The sequence below is a fragment of the Allobosea sp. 2KB_26 genome (assembly GCF_052115715.1).
Lineage (GTDB): Bacteria > Pseudomonadota > Alphaproteobacteria > Rhizobiales > Beijerinckiaceae > Allobosea.
In genome coordinates this window covers 32,844-48,009 of sequence record NZ_JBFRHE010000019.1, presented here as the reverse complement: position 1 = coordinate 48,009, position 15,166 = coordinate 32,844, and the positions used below count along the sequence as shown (strand labels likewise).

Genomic DNA, 15,166 nt, shown 5'->3' with positions numbered 1-15,166 from the left:
GGCAGCGCGAGGCGCGCAACCAGGGATGGGGTCGATGACGGAACGCTTGAGGGGCAAGGTTGCAATCGTCGCGGGCGCGGGCTCGATCGGGCCCGGCTGGGGCAATGGCAAGGCAACCGCGACGATCTTTGCGCGTGAGGGCGCCAGGGTGGTCTGCGCGGATGTCAACCGCGATGCCGCCGAGGAGACGGCGGCGATCATCCAGAACGAGGGCGGCCAGGCCTTTGCGGTGCAGACCGACGTGACCAGGGCCGATTCGATTGCCGATCTCGTCGGCCAGGCGCTCGGCCGCTATGGCCGCATCGACATCCTCGACAACAATGTCGGCATCGCCGAGGTCGGCAGCGTCGTCGATCTGCCCGAGGAGACCTGGGAGCGGGTCTTCAAGGTCAATGTCACCAGCGCCTTCCTGGCGATGAAACACGTCATCCCGGTGATGCAGCGTCAGTTCGAGGAGACGGGCGAGGGCGGCTCGATCATCAACATTTCCTCGATCGCCTCGATTCGCCACACCGGCGTGCCCTATGCCAGCTACTCCGCCACAAAGGCGGCGCTGAATCACCTGACCCGCACGACCGCGGTGCAATACGCGGCGCAGAAGATTCGCGTCAACGCGATCCTGCCCGGCCTGATGAAGACGCCGATGGTCGAGCATTCCGCCGGCCTCGCGCAGGCCTATGGCGAAGGTGACATCGCCGCGATGTGGAAAGCGCGCGATGCGCAGGTGCCGATGGGGCATATGGGCGAGGCCTGGGACGTGGCCTACGCCGCGCTCTTCCTTGCTAGTGACGAAGCGCGCTATGTCACCGGCATCGAACTCGTGGTCGATGGAGGCATCACGCTCAAATATGGCTGAGAATCAGGACACCTCACCCCCGCCGGCACCCAGGCCCTGCCCGATCTGCGGCAAGCCGGCGGTGCATCGCTTCAGGCCCTTCTGCTCGTCCCGCTGCCGCGACATCGACCTCGGCCACTGGCTGAAGGGCAGCTATGTCATTCCCGGCGAGCCGGTGGAGGAGGCTGAAACCGGGTTACCCACACGCGAAGACGAGACTTGATCGGAAGCCGGCTGAAGCGACTGGACAGCCCGCCAATCACGCTCTATATCGCCCCCACCAACACGAAGCGCTTGGCGCTTCGCCGGATGCCCAGATAGCTCAGTTGGTAGAGCATGCGACTGAAAATCGCAGTGTCGCTGGTTCGATTCCAGCTCTGGGCACCACTCCCCCTCTAAGGGGTTGATCAGTAAAGAAAAGCCGCTAAATCAAGAGCTTGCAGGCGCCCGAGTGGTACAAACGGGTGATCCAAATGGTTCTCGCAATGGCGAGTCCGTTCAAGCATCCCAAGACAGGCGTCTACTGGTTTCGCAAAGCGGTGCCGAAGGACCCTCAGGAGACCCTTGGCAAGCGCGAAGAGAAACGCACGCTTAAGACCAAAGGACCCTGCGGAGGCCCGCGCGGCTCACGCGAAGGTGGCTTTGGCATATACCGGGGCTCGCGTCGGGGAGATCGCTCAGCTCCGCAAGGAAGACATCCGGCAAGAGGCAGGGCATTGGGTGATCCGCATCACGCCCGAAGCAGGAGCCGTGAAAAACGGATCAGGCACGGGATGTCGTGCTCCATGCCCATTTGGTCGAAAGGGCCTTCCCGCATTCGTGGGGGAGTCGAAGCCGGGGCATCTCTTCATCACGCCTGCCAAGGCAACCGGCGATGTTCTTGGGCCTCTTCAGGGCATCGCCAATCGGCTCGGGGAGCAGGCGCGAAAGGTCGTGACGGCCCCGCTGGTGAAGCCCAACCACGGCTGGCGGCGCCGCTTTAACACAATCTCTCGCAGCGTCGGGATAGACCCGAGAGTCATGGATGCTATCCAAGGGCACGCTGCGCGAACGGCCGGCGATGACTACGGGGACGTGACGATTGCGGCGATAGCTCTCGCCTTGTCGAAGTTCCCGAAACAGTACGAGCTTGCAGCGCCAGCGGCCGAGGAGTCTTCAGGAGCCCAGCGGTAGCCTGAAGTAGCGAACGGATCTGTACGCTGAAGATGCGAGGCGGGGAGCCCGACAAGTTCGGCAATTGGGCTCCTGTCATGAGCGCCCGGTTCTACAAGCTCCGGCTTGATCGGAAGATGGACAACAAGCCGGAAGGGAAGAAAGTGTCCCGCGTCAACTTCCACTCGTTCCGCCGCTGGTTCGCGGGATGCAGTGGTACGCAGTCGCGAGCCCTCCCGGCTGGGCCAGTGCCGGCCATCCTCCGCAATGCCCTGTATGCTCCTGACCTGTACCGGCAAGAAGCCCTTCAGGAGCCCGGCAGGCTCCCGTGATGGCGATGTACCGAAAGCGCGAGGGGGCACTGGAGAAATCGGAGAGCGGCCGGGCAGGGGAGGGTCTTAGATTTTTTCGCTAGAATGTCTGCCGTTATTTTGATCCGCAAAGGCATTCCGCTGTGACGGAAGGGTGGCTGAGAAAGCGAGCTGTTTCCCATAGTCGGTTAGTGCGACGTGATTGGTCGTACTCGGCTTGTCAAAGCTATAAGTTTGTATCTTTTCAATTCGAATGAGATTTTGTGTCGCAAATTCAGCAAGAATTTCTCTCGCTGCTGGTTGTTGAATCGTAGATAAATAGTATCCATCTACGTTTTCGGTTTTAGGAAAGATATATTTAATGATTATGTTTCGGACGGAGGACATGCTTGGCGATAAAGAAAATTCTTTAACGCAATATAGAAATATCTCAAGAAGATCTATATTTTCATTAATTTTGGGTCCGTCTGTATCGTTTTCACTGATTTTTATATCGTAATCTGTAGCTTTCTTGTTCTTTAGAAGGTCGATGCGGTACAATATATCCTGTGGAACTTTGATGGAGTTTTCCGCCGCCTCAAGCGCGGAAATCTGATCTTGAAGCCTTCTTTTCTCTTCGGAGAGTTTAGAAATCTCATTGAGTGCCATTTCTGGCGCTACGGTATTCGCTCGGACCCAGCCAATTCGGGGGCTGTCGGCCATCAGGGCAACCAGAGAAACGGCCACTTTAGCAGCAAGATCATCCGGGTTTCTCCAATGTTTGACCAGTTTTCTCTGGCATATTTTCCTAAATGAGTTGATGCTGGATTGCTTGTCAAACTCGACTTTGTCTCTTGCAAGGGACGCGCGAGCGTCCTCGTGAAGTAAGAATGATATGACAGGAACGCCGGATGAGGAGGCGAATTCATACTCCATTTGAGTATAGCTTTTCCCCTTCGCTCCTATCGATCCATATCTTTCGGATAGTATCAAAATGTAGTAGTCACAATCGAGTATTCTTTTCTTGATGTGAGACCACTGAGATTCATCCGCCGCCTGGAATAGCTCCATCCCAACAGGAATATGGCCAAGATTTAGGATCTGTTCCATAACAATTCGTCGCTCTTCGATTAGGTCTGTATATGTTGAGCTGACGAAAATCTGGTACTTCACATTCATAAGTTGCCCCTGAGAACCAGGCATCCCGCTGGGCTGGGAGCCAACGGGAGCTTCGCCGCTTCTCGGCGGCATCTGCAACCCCGCACGAAGTAGGGGGGGCGATTCTGAAGTCTCTCTGTGAAGTGGGGGAATGGGGCAACTCTGCTTCTCAGTGAAGCCTCGACGGGTGGTGCACGGCTATGATCCAGAGACCTCCTTATCAGGTCTCTTGTATTATTGATTTTATTGTGCTTTTTCGCGCTGAAAGCGCGGTCCAGCTCTGGGCGCCCCTCCCCCTCTAAGGGGTTGATCAGCAAAGAAAACGCGCTCCACCGAAAGCCCATTTTCCCGATGACGGTGAACGGGAGCGACCTATCAGGCCTGAAGACGCTCGTCGCATGGGCTGTAGCAAACCACTGCGTCCTCACGAACCCTCCCCTCGGAGTGACAGTTGTCTCGGGTGGACCCCAAGTCTCCAATGCGGAATGCTTGGCGCACGGCTCGAATCATTGCTGCCACGTTGCTCTTTCTCGCCGCTCTCGGGATCGCCCAAGTGGCTCTCGCTGCCGGTGCCTGCCGCGCCACGCGCGACGGCAAGGATCGCATTGAGCTCACAGGTGGCTGCCCAAGCGGCTACTACGTGCGGGGGGCGTGCTGTGAATCCTTCAATGCCATCTCTCCACAGGCACAGCCGAATGCCAGCAGCGCGAAGACGTGCCCGGCCGGCACCGTGTTAAAGCTTGGGGTCTGTGTCGCTGGCCAGTGATCGGACTGGGGGGCTAGCGCGGAGCGGACCTTGCAGTCTGTTCCCTATCGGGAGGGGCCGGTCGATTTGTCATTCTGCGCGACCGGCCTTCGCGCGCCGGCCCGCGGACTCTGTCCAGCTCAACACCTGCATCAAGCCCTTCAGGAGCTGGCGAGGTGGCAGCTTGGGTTCCAACAGTGGCGCATCGGCAGGGGGCTACGGAGTTGCTCTATGGTTCCAGTGGGATGCTCTGTCTGAAGATGACAATTGAGGTGACGGCAAGCGCCAGCCAAAACCCCCAACCGCTCAAGATCGCAACATCGCCGCTGAGGACCGTGCGGCCGCTTACACGCCAATAGAGGGAGAAGGGGCGTCTTCCGTAGTCACCGATCGCGAGCCTGCCCAGCGTAAGGCCGCGAATGAGCGCCTTGCCGGTCACGTAGCCGATGATCTGAACAATGAACTCGACCAGCAGACTGAGCACCGCATCCAGCACGATCGCCACCCCCAGTTATGGACTTCCGCTGCTGACAGCGGAGAGGGCTGAAAACCCTCCCGGCCACCGCGCCGGCTCTCTTCGTATGGCCCTGTGCCCTGCTGCTGACGGAGGCAGGCGCTCCCGGCCCCTCGGGGGGCGGCCCAAACACCCAGCTCGCGAAATTGCCGCTTCAGTGTCGCGGCTCGCTGCCACCCTTCAGCTCCACTTCAAATCGCAAGAGTTGGTCGAACAGCGGCGCCTTTCGGACGTCATCATCGAGCCCGCCGTCGGGCCTCTTCTCCGATCGTCGGCTCTCGAGGAGCCCGAGCCATGACAACGGACGGAGCACCCGCGTCGTCAGGGCGAACGCGGGAAAGTCGGGAGCGATCGGGTCCCCGATGGTCTCCATGATCGTGCAGGCCGGCATCAGGTCCTTCGCATGGGACCAGCCATGCGCCGTCACCGACAGGCTCCACAGGATCACGCCCATGTGGTGCTGGGGCCAGAACTCCAGCGGGTTCCGGTCGAAGTCCTGGAGGTTCACTTTCCAGAATGTCGCTTCGAACAGCTCGGCTAGCAGCGCCGGGGCGGCCTCGGGCGCCAGCATGGCCTTGCCTGCCTTGCTCGCCTTCAGGATCCCCGAGCGTTTCCGCAGGAGCCGGGCCGCCTGCAGCACGATCCGTGTGAACAGGACCCCGTAGGCATCGTGCTCGTTGATGACCTTGTTCGTCGCGAGCGTGGTGGCCCTGTCGTATCCCGGCCAGTCCGTCCGGTCGAAGACATGCCGGACATCTGCCCGCTTCAGGGCTCCCGCAGGGGTGAGGGCCAGTCCGCCCGTCTCCACGGCAAGCGCCAGCAGGAGCCTCGCGGCGATGACCATGGGAGCCTGAAGGGCGACCTCGACGGAGACACTGTCGGGCGTGAGGCGGACAGCCTGCGGGACCCTGCCGGGGGGGCTCAAGGAGCGCCTTGAGGGCGGACGGCTGAAGATGGGCCCAGGCGGGGGGAAGGTCAGTCACGGGGAGAGCGTAGGCGGCCCGGAGCGATTGCTCAACTCTGCGTTTCGCTGGAGGTATGGGCCTCGGCAGGTGACACAGGCCGGTGACACGAAGTCATGCCTGATGGTCTATCGAGGCTTTGATTTGAACGCGGTTCTTGCGCCGAACGCCCTGTCGGGCCAGGGGCGCAAGGCTCTTGGTCCCGGCTTTCGGTCAGTCACCGCAATGGCCCGCGGAAGGCCGGCGCGAAACCTTCGCCGGTCTGCCGAGCGGGCCATTCACGAGGAATCTAGCGGCCGAAGATGCTCTTGAAGAACTTCGCCACCGTGTTTCTGCTCTTCTTGCGCTCGAGTTCGGATGCGTCGGTGATCCACGCCGTCTGAACGACACGCCGCTCGCCCGCGAAGGGCTTGTGGCCGTGCCAGGAATTGTCGGAGCGCAGGAAGCCGAAAACGGCACCCATGGTCGGAGGCACCTCGCAGGCGAAGGGCTCGAAATTCGTGCCGTCATAGAGCACGCGCAACCGGCCTTCCGAAGCTGGTGACCAGTCGTCGTTCAGATAGAGCAGCACGGTCATGACCTTGCTCGGGCCATCGGTGTGAATGCGGCCGTCCTTCGCCTGCGAGAGCTTTCGGACGGTGGTCAGGCGCGGAAAAGCGTGGAGGTCTTTTCCAAAGCGCTGCGAAAGCACCTCGGTGAGGTCCGGGCTCTCCATTTCATCGATCAGCTGTTTAAAGCTTCCCGCCAGCTCGATATCGTCGACGGTCAGATAGCCAGGCTTCGTAATGGCCGGGTAATCCCGGCGTATATCCGGGATGGCCTCAGGCCTCAGAAAGTTCTCACCAAGGAAATGCGGATAAGGTTGCAGTGAGAACGCACTGTCGCGGATCGCATCTGCATTGAGTAGCTTGAGAGCCATAGCCGTGGTCCCTTAGTAAATTACATTCGGTAATTTCGACCGGTGGTAGACATGTAAGAGCTGCTGACCGTGCCTGCGTGCGCTGGAGAAGGAGCCAAGGCTTGCAGACAGGAATCGAGCAGCCGAAATCGTATCTTATCCATACATGCGAGCCTTCACGATGCAAGATTGCTTGTCTGGTCCGCGGCGAAACCGTTCGGCGGGCGAGAATTCGCAGGGTGTCGGCGCTACGATTGCCGGAGGCGGGCTCCCCGTTCTGCTTCGATCCGGCTGTCTCTCCCAGGATAGGAGGCGGGCGCGGTCCATCCTCGCACGCGCATGCCGCGGGCTGAGCGTCGCATTGCTGCGCAACGCCGATGACGAAAATTCGCATGTTCGGGAATAAACGGCGCTGAAGACCTGTCTCCTCAATGAACGCAGCGTGGTTGCGTTCCTGGGAGATCGACCATGACACATCATCGGATCGACAATGGGCGGCCTGACACCACCCGCCGCGAGACGCTCGAATGCATGATCTGGGCCGGGACCGGCGTGCTCTGGACGGTGGCGAGCGGGGTGCCGGTCTCGCTGGGCCTCCTCGGCAAGGCCGAGGCGGCAGAAGCGGTCACCAAGGGGTTCACCTTCCTGCAGATATCCGACAGCCATGTCGGCTTCGACAAGGCCGCGAACCCGCATGCTCTCGACACGCTCACCGAGGCCATCGCCCAGATCGGGGCGCTCCCGGCCAAGCCCGCCTTCATGATCCATACCGGCGACATCACGCATCTCTCCACGGCCGCTCAATTCGATGATGCGGCGCGTGTCATCGGCGGCGCGAGGCTCGACGTTCACTACGTGCCTGGCGAACATGACGTGATCGACGAGGGTAACGGGCAGGCCTATTCGGAGCGGTACGGCAAGGGCAAGCAGGGCGCCGGATGGTATTCCTTCGACGAAGGCGGCGTGCATTTCATCGGCCTGGTCAATGTCGTGAACCTCAAGGCCGGCGGGCTCGGCCAGCTCGGGCTTGAGCAACTGAAATGGCTCGCCGACGATTTGCGCGGCCGCAGCGCCTCGGCTCCCATCGTGGTCTTCGCGCATATCCCGCTCTGGACGGTCTATGCCGATTGGGGCTGGGGCACCGCCGACAGCGCGCAGGCGCTTGCGCTGCTCAAGCCTTTCGGGTCCGTCACCATCCTCAACGGCCACATCCACCAGATCATGCAGAAGGTGGAAGGCAATGTGACCTTTCACACTGCAAGGTCGACGGCCTTTCCGCAGCCGGCACCGGGGACCGCCTCCTCGCCCGGTCCCCTGACCGTCCCGGCTGGCGAGCTGCGCAGGTTCCTCGGCATTACGAGCGTCGCCATTCGCCCGGGCGCAAACGATCTGGCGATCATCGACAGTACGCTCGCGCGCGGCTGAGCGAGGGATGGCGTAACCGTGCAATCGGGAGAGCGACATGACTTGCAGGCACAGGCCCCTCTGGGCTGCGGGCGCGATCATCGCCCTGTCGGTCCTCGCCGTATCCCGTCCCGCGGGGGCGGAGGAGGCTCTGGTGAGGATCTCCAACTTCGCTTTCGTTCCGCCGGACCTCACCGTGAAAGCCGGAACGACGGTCACGTTCCGGAACGAGGATGACGAACCGCATCTGGTTGTCGCCGGTGACGGCTCGTTCAGATCCCGCGCGCTCGATACGAAGGACAGTTTCGCGTATGCTTTCACCCGGCCGGGGGAGTTTTCGTATTTTTGCAGCCTTCATCCGCATATGCAGGGAAAGATCCGCGTGTCCCGCTGATCGGACCTTGTGGCCGGGTGTCCAGACGGCGAGCCGACAGTGGCAGCAGGCGGCGATCCTTCCGCCGAACGGTTTCGCGAGGTGGTGTTGCCCCATCTCGCGGATGCGCTGGCCTTCGCTCGCTGGCTCACCGGCAATGCACATGATGCAGAAGACGTCGTCCAGGAGGCTTGCCTTCGCGCCTATGCCGGCATCGGAACCTATGCGGGCGGCAGCGCTCGCGCCTGGCTTCTCGCGATCGTGCGCAATGCCTGTCACACATGGCTCGCCAGGAATCGCGGGCCGATGCTCGTGCCGCTGGACGAGGTTACGGATGCGGATCTCCTGGCCGCCGGCTCATCAGGCGATGACGACGCGGAGGCGGCCATGATCGCCCGCGCCGACGCGACAGAGATCGAAGCGGCGATTGCAGCGTTGCCGCCGCCGTTCCGCGAGGTTCTCGTGCTGCGCGATATCAATGGGCTGGGCTATCGCGAGATCGCCGATCTGATTTCGGCGCCGATCGGCACCGTCATGTCCCGCCTGTCGCGAGCCCGCACGATCCTGATCCGCCAGCTTGGGGGACGCAATGACCGAGCGTGACGGCCAGCCCATCGATCCAGGCGAAGCGCGGCTGCTTCTCCATGCTCTCGTCGACGGGGAACTCGATGCGGCCAGTGCATCTGCGCTCGAGCGCCGCCTCGCGACCGATGCGCCCCTCGCGGCGGAAAGGGCGCGGATCGTCGCCCTGCGCAGCGCGATGCGGCAGCTGCCCCGGCCGGAGCCCAGTGCCGATCTGCGCCGGCGGGTCATTGCGATCGGCACCGATGCATCGGCGCGGCCGCGTCGCAGTTTTGACTGGCGCGCACTGGCCGCAACCGCTCTGATCGCCAGCCTGGTGGCCGGGGGCGGAACCTATTGGGGCGTGTCGAGGGTGGCCCCGCAGGACATGGCGGGCGATATCGCCAGCAATCACCGCCGAGCCCTCATCGCGCCCACCCCGGTCGACATGGCCTCGTCCGATCGACATCAGGTGAAACCATGGCTTGATGCCAAGATCGGCCTGTCTCCGCCGGCCGACGACTTTGCGCGGGATGGTTTTCCCCTCGTCGGCGCACGCATCGATGTCATCGGCAATCTCGTCGCGCCGACCCTCGTCTACCGCCACAATGAGCATCTGATCTCGGTCGTCGCCTTGCCGCGCGCTGCCTCGCCGCAGCCGCCCGCCGGGCCCAGCGGCAGCTCGGCACGGGGTTTTTCGCTGGTGACCTGGGAGGACCGCGCCTTCACCTATTGGGCGATCTCCGATCTCGAGCGGGCGGAGCTCGATGCCTTCGTGCGGCTGTTTCAAGCGCGTGCTGCCGAAAAGGGGTGACCAGCGGCATCGCTCGCCGCTTCCGGGGCGATGGTGCCGGGCTCTTCCGGCGCGGAACCTTGGGCGTTCGGCTGGCCCCCCTTCAGCGGGGGCACCAGTCCCAGAAGCCGGTCGTGCGCCGGGGCGTGGTGTAGTACCAGCAATAGCCCGCGCGCGGCGCCGGGCCGGCGAGCGAGACAGCCGCTGCCCCGGCGATGAAGCCGAGCGCCGCTCCCGCTGCAACCGCTCCGCCGCGATGCCAGTGACGCCGCGGATGAACGACGGTCACGCGACCCGGGCGATCATGCCGGACATGCGGGCTCGGCCGATGGACATGCGACGGGCGCGTATGCGGACGGTGCTGCGGACGGCTGAGATGCGTCCCGTCGCCGGGCCGTGGCCGTTGGGCGCTGGAATGGTGGCCCCTGCGGTCAGTCTGCCCCGACATCTGCGGCGAGCCGGAGGAGCGGACCTGCGCTTCGGCCTTGCCCAGGCTGGGCAGGGGCGGCACGACGCTCGCCAGGAGGGCGAAGAGCATGAGAAGTGATGTCAGCTTGAGAGAATGGCGCATGATCTCTTCTCCTCCACGGCAGTCGCTCACGCCCATCGAGCCCTGGCGCTCCGGTGGCTTCGCGTTGCCGCCCATCCATGCTGGCCTGCCTCGTGGAAGTCGATCAACTCATTGTGGGTTGGTGGCCTGGATGGTCCGGCAGGCTTGCCCGGATTCCTTGCGGGCTGTACGTCATCGGTTAACGTGCCGGGCGCAGGTTCCAGATAGACTTGAACCGATCGATCGTGGCGGGGATTTGCGAATTGCCGGGTCAGACTGAAGAGCGCCGCCACCACCGCAAGAAGGTTGTGCAGGAAGCGCGAATCCGTCTTCCCGGCCAGAACAACGAGATTCCCTGCATTATCCGCGATGTCTCGGTGTCCGGCGTCAAGCTGCGCGTGCCGATGGGTTTTGAGGCACCAGACGTCTTCAGGCTGATCGCTCCGGCCCTGCACATCAACAGCTGTGTACGGATTGCCTGGCGCAGCCAGCACTCGATCGGCGCGACCTTCATCGCGGATGCCGAACGTCCTGACTGAACATTGCGAGAGGCGCGGCATTCTGCGAGGGGCGGAGGCCCTGGGTCGGTATTCGTCATCTTGCCGCAGGTCGGGTTCGATGCTGAGTTTCGCGGGTGCCGGAGGTGCCCGATGCCGTTCAGCTCCCTTCCCGAACTCCTCGAGCTCGCGACAGCGCGCGAGGCCTTTGAGATCGCCTGGGCTCATATCGAGCCGTCACTCTGTTTCCAGGCCGCCAGCAGCGAGAGCATGAGGCTGTGGCTGGGCCATATCGTTGCCGGCCTGTCGAGTGCCCAGCCGGATGTCGATATCGTGCCCCTGGCAGTCGAGCAGTTCCTGGCGACGGTGCCGATCTCCCACTAGATCACGCTGGGCCGCCCTGGTGCCAGGGCGCAGGAGCGCCATTGCAGGCTGATGTCTGCCGATCTCATGGACCGATCAGTGGTTCGGCCTGGGCGAACTGGGCTGCGGAGGCCGTGATCAGTCCGTCATCGGCCATGCGTCGGAGCACCCAGTCGCGCCGTTCCTTGGCGCGTCCCCGGTTGTCGGCGATGTCGAGCCGGTAGGTATTCGGCGCCTTGGGCAGGGCGGCCAGATAGGCGGCTTCCGCGACGCCGAGATCGGCCGGGCTCTTGCCGAAATACTGGGCCGAGGCAGCCGCGATGCCATAGGCGTAGCCGCCGAAATAGATCTGGTTCAGGTAGAGTTCGAGGATCCGGTCCTTGCTCAGAGCGTCCTCGATCCGGCTCGCCAGGACGATCTCCTTCACCTTGCGGGCGAGCGAGGGCGGCTGGCCCGGCAGCAGCAGGTTCTTGGCGAGCTGCTGGGTGATGGTGGCGGCGCCTGCCGGCGTCCGGCTCTCGCCCAGGCTCGCAAGGTTCTGGGCTGCGGCCCGCAGGATGGCCGGCAGGCTGTAGCCGCCATGGCGGTAATAGTCCTGGTCCTCCGCCGCCAGGAAGGCCTTCAGCACATGCGGCGGGATGGTCGAGAGCGGCACCGGCCGCCGATACTCCCTTAGGCCGCCATCCCTGCCGTAGCGCTCGATAATGGGCGGGGCATAGCGGGCAATCTCGGCCGTGCTCGGCAGGTCCCTGCCATGAGCCCAGAACAGGCCGCCGATTGCCGACGCGCTCAGGCTCGCGAGGAGGCCGAGCAGGGCTGCGCCGCGTAGCGCGGTGCGCTTGATGCTGCCCGCCACCGCATAGGGCATCGACAGTGGCTCGCGCGCCACGCCCCAGGCTTCGCTGAGCTTCGCGATCATCTCGGCCGAGAGATGCCGCCGGCGGTTCAGGACCTCCGAGGCGCGCGAGCGCGAGCCGAGAAGCTCGGCGAGCTCGGCTTGCGTCCGCCCCTTCGCCCGCATCGCGAGCGTCAGGTAGGTGATGGGGTCTGGCGAAGCGATCGGATGGGTCTTGCGCTCGTAATCGGCGACCAGCAGGCACAGAACCTCGAGCCGGTCGGCCGCCTCGGAGCCTGGCTCCGCGGCAAACAGCCGGTCGATCTCGGTCAGCGCTGCGCGATGATCGGCCTCGCTCCTGATCGGCCTGACGGGAAGGGTTTCGCGCTCCGTCACGTTGCGTCCTCCTCGTTGATGGTGGTGACCGCGATGATGCGGATCACGCCCAGCTCGAAATGAATCCTGAACGCCACGCTGCAGCCGACATGCGGCAACGCAAACGCGACCGCGTCCTCGCTCACGAAGCGGGCAACCGCGCCGCAATCGCGCGCAAGCTCGTTGCGCGCCCGCCAGGTCGCCTGCCGCAGCAGCGCATTCAGCGCGCGCAGACCGGGGCCGGCCTGTGGGTGCGCTTCGCCATAAGCGGCCAGGGCCGAGGCTCCGATGACGATCATGCTGCTGCGATCATAATGTTCCCATAATTGGGAGCAATTGATTTTCTGCTCCCGTTTTCGGGAACATTGATAGGCGCTCGCGCCCGCGGTTCAAAGGATGAAGTGATGCGCCGTCTTCCCCGCCTTGCGCTCGCCGCGCTTTCCCTCCTCACGCTCTTCATCCTGATCGGCAACAGCAGTCTCCTGGCTTCCCGGCCGCAGGGCAGGCCGACCTTGCTCGCCCATCGCGGCATCACCCAGCTCTACGACAAGACCGAGCTGCGCTCCGAGGCCTGCAGCGCGGCGCGCATGCTGCCGCCGCGCCATGATTTCATCGAGAACACGCTGCCCTCCATGCGGGCAGCCTTCGAAGCAGGAGCCGATATCGTCGAGCTCGACGTGCACCCGACCACCGACGGCCAGTTCGCGGTCTTCCACGACTGGACCCTGGAATGCCGGACGAACGGAGAGGGCGTAACGCGGGAACGTTCGATGGCGGAGCTGAAGGCCCTCGACGTCGGTCATGGCTATACCGCCGATGGTGGCAGGACCCACCCGTTGCGCGGCAAGGGCATCGGCATGATGCCGACGCTCGACGAGGTGTTTGCCGCCTTTCCCGGGCGCCGTTTCGCGATCAATGTGAAGAGCCGGGACAGGAGCGAGGGCGAGAAGCTCGCCGCCGTGCTCGGGGCATTGCCGCCGGAGGCCCGTGCGCGCCTGGTCGTCTATGGTGGCGACGAGCCGGTCGAGACGATCAGGCGCCTCCGGCCGGATATCCCGGCCATGACCAGAAGCACGCAGATCGGCTGCCTGACACGCTATGTCGCCTATGGCTGGACCGGTGTGATGCCGGAGATCTGCCGGCGAACGATCGTCCTGGTGCCGATCAACATCGCGCCATGGCTCTGGGGCTGGCCGGACCGTTTCCTCAACCGCTTCGACAGCGCCGGCACCCAGGTCTTCGCGCTCGGCCCCTATCAGGGCGGAGGGTTTTCGACGGGCCTGGATACGCTCGACGACTTGTCGCGTCTGCCCGTGGGCTATTCAGGCGGGATCTGGACCGACGAGATCGCGGTGATTGCGGGGGCGGTGAAACCGGCGCGCTAACCGCGTTCGCTTAGATCATCGGGCCGGATATCGTATCCGGTCCGATGATCTAAGCATTCATGATGGCATCGGCCCGAAAACCGCAATCCAGTTTTCGGGCCGATGCTTCAGCGGCGCCGACAGAGGGCCGCCTCATGCGCAGTCGCGCGACGAAGGACCTTCGTCGCCATGATTCGCACCGGCGGTCCGTCCTCGACGGTGCCGGAGAGGACGAGGCGCCCGGAATAGAGGCCATTGGCGAGGTCGCGCCGCGCAGCATCCGCTGGCGGCAGGGCAGACAGGTCCGGATCGGTCTTCGCATAGCGCCGACCCGACGGGACGAGAACGACATCCTTCGAGGGGCAGGGCGCCTGGACGCAGCGCAAGCCATTGTCACAGGTCACGAACAGCACCTGGGCCGCTGCCGGGTGCGGCATCGCGGCGGCAGCCAGGAGAACGAGCCCGGCGCCGAGACGGCGCAGACGGCTGCCTCCGTGCCAGGGCAAGACGGTCACTTTCAGGGCAGCGTGCATCGGCCATTTCCCCAGCCCGACGAAGATGGCTGATAATCTTTCACACTGACGGCTTGTCAAAGCGCCGGGCAATCGGGCATAGAGCCGGTAACGGAGACGTGGCCGAGAGGCTGAAGGCACTCGTTTGCTAAATGAGCATACCCCACAAGGGTATCGAGGGTTCGAATCCCTCCGTCTCCGCCACTACCCCCTAAGCCTCTGATCGTCCTTAAAGAGTGTTGTTCCCACTGCCTCTTGGAGGCACGGCTTGACCGCTGTGCCCTGAGTGGACGGTGCCGTTGGCAGCGGCGTTCTCACGTGCTCGTCGCCGCTGTTCATGAGCAATTGCTGACGGTGATGACGCGCCCAAGCAGGCCGTCTCGATCATTGTAGCGGTAGAAATAGGTCAAGCCGTTTCGGATATGCTTTGCCATGTTCGCGTTGGAGCAAACGTCAGCACGAATAGAGGCTTCGGCCGTCGTATCTTCTGCCATTTGCGCTTGTGTCATGTTGGTGCTGTACGAGTATGTGGTAGCCTTCCGATCTATTTCAATTCTGTCGAGCGTCATACGTTCATTGATTTTCTTTGGAAGATCTTTGTTTACTTCTAAATTGACTTCACGGCGCGCCAATTCATCGCGAATAAAAACAACGGCTTCTCTGACGCTTACGAAGCCAATTCCCCAGGCGGCGATGGTTATGGCCCAATTGGCCAAGCTTTTCTTCTTTTTTTCGACAGTTCCGGTGTTCGTCATAGCCCGTTCTTCTCCGAAAGAATCGATGAGCAGATTGCCATTGTTGACGCTGAAGCGACAGCTTGGTGTTGACGTTGCGTCCAGCATTCATCCGGCGATAAGTTCAGCCCGAGAGCGCAGGTCGATCCAGCTCTTGGTCGGCAATCCGGGCACGCGCGGAGATCGCAGCGTGCACGAGCTGGGGATAGATTGATTCACTGCGCCCCTTGCGTGTTCTGCGAGACCGTCGC

General features: G+C 62.9%; 19 protein-coding genes and 2 tRNA genes. 12 read left to right on the top strand and 9 right to left on the bottom strand.

Translation table 11 applies throughout. The features are described 5' to 3' along the window. The first annotated feature begins 34 nt into the window (after nt 1-34). The 4 genes from AB4099_RS30235 (at nt 35) to AB4099_RS30220 (ending at nt 1,818) form a co-directional block, all read left to right on the top strand. Nucleotides 35-856 (top strand): SDR family NAD(P)-dependent oxidoreductase, encoded by an 822-nt coding sequence (locus AB4099_RS30235; protein ID WP_441480816.1) that lies wholly within the window; start codon nt 35-37, stop codon nt 854-856. Next, nucleotides 849-1,058 carry a DNA gyrase inhibitor YacG gene (gene yacG / locus AB4099_RS30230; RefSeq protein ID WP_441480815.1) on the top strand — a complete coding sequence of 70 codons (210 nt, stop codon included), beginning with the start codon at nt 849-851 and terminating at the stop codon, nt 1,056-1,058. The genes AB4099_RS30235 and yacG overlap by 8 nt, the downstream gene beginning before the upstream one ends. Nucleotides 1,059-1,146: 88 nt before the next feature. Then, a tRNA-Phe gene (locus AB4099_RS30225) sits at nt 1,147-1,222 on the top strand. An 86-nt stretch (nt 1,223-1,308) separates the two neighbouring features. Continuing rightward, the gene (locus AB4099_RS30220) at nt 1,309-1,818 is read left to right on the top strand and encodes a DUF6538 domain-containing protein (RefSeq protein WP_441480814.1); all 510 of its coding nucleotides are present in this window, start codon (nt 1,309-1,311) and stop codon (nt 1,816-1,818) included. A 567-nt stretch (nt 1,819-2,385) separates the two neighbouring features. Here the strand turns inward: AB4099_RS30220 and AB4099_RS30215 are convergent. The 4 genes from AB4099_RS30215 to AB4099_RS30200 all read right to left on the bottom strand — a co-directional run bounded on the left by AB4099_RS30215 (nt 2,386) and on the right by AB4099_RS30200 (nt 6,575). Then, the gene (locus AB4099_RS30215) at nt 2,386-3,528 is read right to left on the bottom strand and encodes a DUF4062 domain-containing protein (protein WP_441480813.1); all 1,143 of its coding nucleotides are present in this window, start codon (nt 3,526-3,528) and stop codon (nt 2,386-2,388) included. Nucleotides 3,529-4,409: 881 nt separating this feature from the next. Next, nucleotides 4,410-4,685, bottom strand: coding sequence for a hypothetical protein (locus AB4099_RS30210; RefSeq protein WP_441480812.1), 276 nt, complete (start codon nt 4,683-4,685; stop codon nt 4,410-4,412). A 163-nt stretch (nt 4,686-4,848) separates the two neighbouring features. Then, entirely contained in the window at nt 4,849-5,619 is a 771-nt protein-coding gene (locus AB4099_RS30205; protein ID WP_441480811.1) for a hypothetical protein, read from the bottom strand. Nucleotides 5,620-5,945: 326 nt separating this feature from the next. Then, on the bottom strand, nt 5,946-6,575 hold the full coding sequence (locus AB4099_RS30200; RefSeq protein ID WP_113517545.1) for a 2OG-Fe(II) oxygenase: 630 nt from the start codon (nt 6,573-6,575) through the stop codon (nt 5,946-5,948). Nucleotides 6,576-7,022: 447 nt separating this feature from the next. Between AB4099_RS30200 and AB4099_RS30195 the strand changes: the two genes are divergently transcribed. From AB4099_RS30195 to AB4099_RS30180, 4 genes are read left to right on the top strand one after another with little or no spacing between them, the layout of a single operon-like run. Continuing rightward, nucleotides 7,023-7,979: a metallophosphoesterase family protein gene (locus AB4099_RS30195; RefSeq protein WP_441480810.1), complete on the top strand. Its 957-nt coding sequence runs from the start codon at nt 7,023-7,025 to the stop codon at nt 7,977-7,979. 37 nt (nt 7,980-8,016) lie between these two features. Beyond that, nucleotides 8,017-8,352 carry a cupredoxin domain-containing protein gene (locus tag AB4099_RS30190; protein WP_441480809.1) on the top strand — a complete coding sequence of 112 codons (336 nt, stop codon included), beginning with the start codon at nt 8,017-8,019 and terminating at the stop codon, nt 8,350-8,352. Between the two features lie 39 nt (nt 8,353-8,391). After that, nucleotides 8,392-8,934: a sigma-70 family RNA polymerase sigma factor gene (locus AB4099_RS30185; protein WP_441480808.1), complete on the top strand. Its 543-nt coding sequence runs from the start codon at nt 8,392-8,394 to the stop codon at nt 8,932-8,934. Continuing rightward, entirely contained in the window at nt 8,921-9,706 is a 786-nt protein-coding gene (locus tag AB4099_RS30180) for an anti-sigma factor family protein (protein WP_113517542.1), read from the top strand. Before AB4099_RS30185 ends, AB4099_RS30180 begins: the two co-directional genes overlap by 14 nt. Nucleotides 9,707-9,788: 82 nt before the next feature. On the opposite strand, the gene AB4099_RS30175 is transcribed toward AB4099_RS30180, so the two are convergent. Then, entirely contained in the window at nt 9,789-10,256 is a 468-nt protein-coding gene (locus AB4099_RS30175; protein WP_441480807.1) for a hypothetical protein, read from the bottom strand. Nucleotides 10,257-10,498: 242 nt separating this feature from the next. Between AB4099_RS30175 and AB4099_RS30170 the strand changes: the two genes are divergently transcribed. Further along, on the top strand, nt 10,499-10,774 hold the full coding sequence (locus tag AB4099_RS30170; RefSeq protein WP_162768355.1) for a PilZ domain-containing protein: 276 nt from the start codon (nt 10,499-10,501) through the stop codon (nt 10,772-10,774). 111 nt (nt 10,775-10,885) lie between these two features. Further along, nucleotides 10,886-11,116: a hypothetical protein gene (locus AB4099_RS30165; RefSeq protein WP_441480806.1), complete on the top strand. Its 231-nt coding sequence runs from the start codon at nt 10,886-10,888 to the stop codon at nt 11,114-11,116. A gap of 64 nt (nt 11,117-11,180) precedes the next feature. On the opposite strand, the gene AB4099_RS30160 is transcribed toward AB4099_RS30165, so the two are convergent. Next, the gene (locus AB4099_RS30160; RefSeq protein ID WP_441480805.1) at nt 11,181-12,326 is read right to left on the bottom strand and encodes a helix-turn-helix domain-containing protein; all 1,146 of its coding nucleotides are present in this window, start codon (nt 12,324-12,326) and stop codon (nt 11,181-11,183) included. Beyond that, nucleotides 12,323-12,604: a hypothetical protein gene (locus tag AB4099_RS30155; RefSeq protein ID WP_441480804.1), complete on the bottom strand. Its 282-nt coding sequence runs from the start codon at nt 12,602-12,604 to the stop codon at nt 12,323-12,325. Before AB4099_RS30155 ends, AB4099_RS30160 begins: the two co-directional genes overlap by 4 nt. Nucleotides 12,605-12,709: 105 nt before the next feature. Between AB4099_RS30155 and AB4099_RS30150 the strand changes: the two genes are divergently transcribed. Beyond that, nucleotides 12,710-13,690 carry a glycerophosphodiester phosphodiesterase family protein gene (locus AB4099_RS30150; protein WP_441480803.1) on the top strand — a complete coding sequence of 327 codons (981 nt, stop codon included), beginning with the start codon at nt 12,710-12,712 and terminating at the stop codon, nt 13,688-13,690. Between the two features lie 107 nt (nt 13,691-13,797). Here the strand turns inward: AB4099_RS30150 and AB4099_RS30145 are convergent, their stop codons facing one another. Beyond that, nucleotides 13,798-14,202: a hypothetical protein gene (locus AB4099_RS30145; RefSeq protein ID WP_441480802.1), complete on the bottom strand. Its 405-nt coding sequence runs from the start codon at nt 14,200-14,202 to the stop codon at nt 13,798-13,800. A gap of 92 nt (nt 14,203-14,294) precedes the next feature. On the opposite strand from AB4099_RS30145, the gene AB4099_RS30140 reads away from it, so the two are divergent. After that, nucleotides 14,295-14,385 (top strand) — tRNA-Ser (locus tag AB4099_RS30140). A 131-nt stretch (nt 14,386-14,516) separates the two neighbouring features. Here the strand turns inward: AB4099_RS30140 and AB4099_RS30135 are convergent. Further along, nucleotides 14,517-15,023, bottom strand: a complete 507-nt coding sequence (locus AB4099_RS30135) for a hypothetical protein (protein ID WP_441480801.1) — start codon at nt 15,021-15,023, stop codon at nt 14,517-14,519. Nucleotides 15,024-15,166 lie beyond the last annotated feature (143 nt).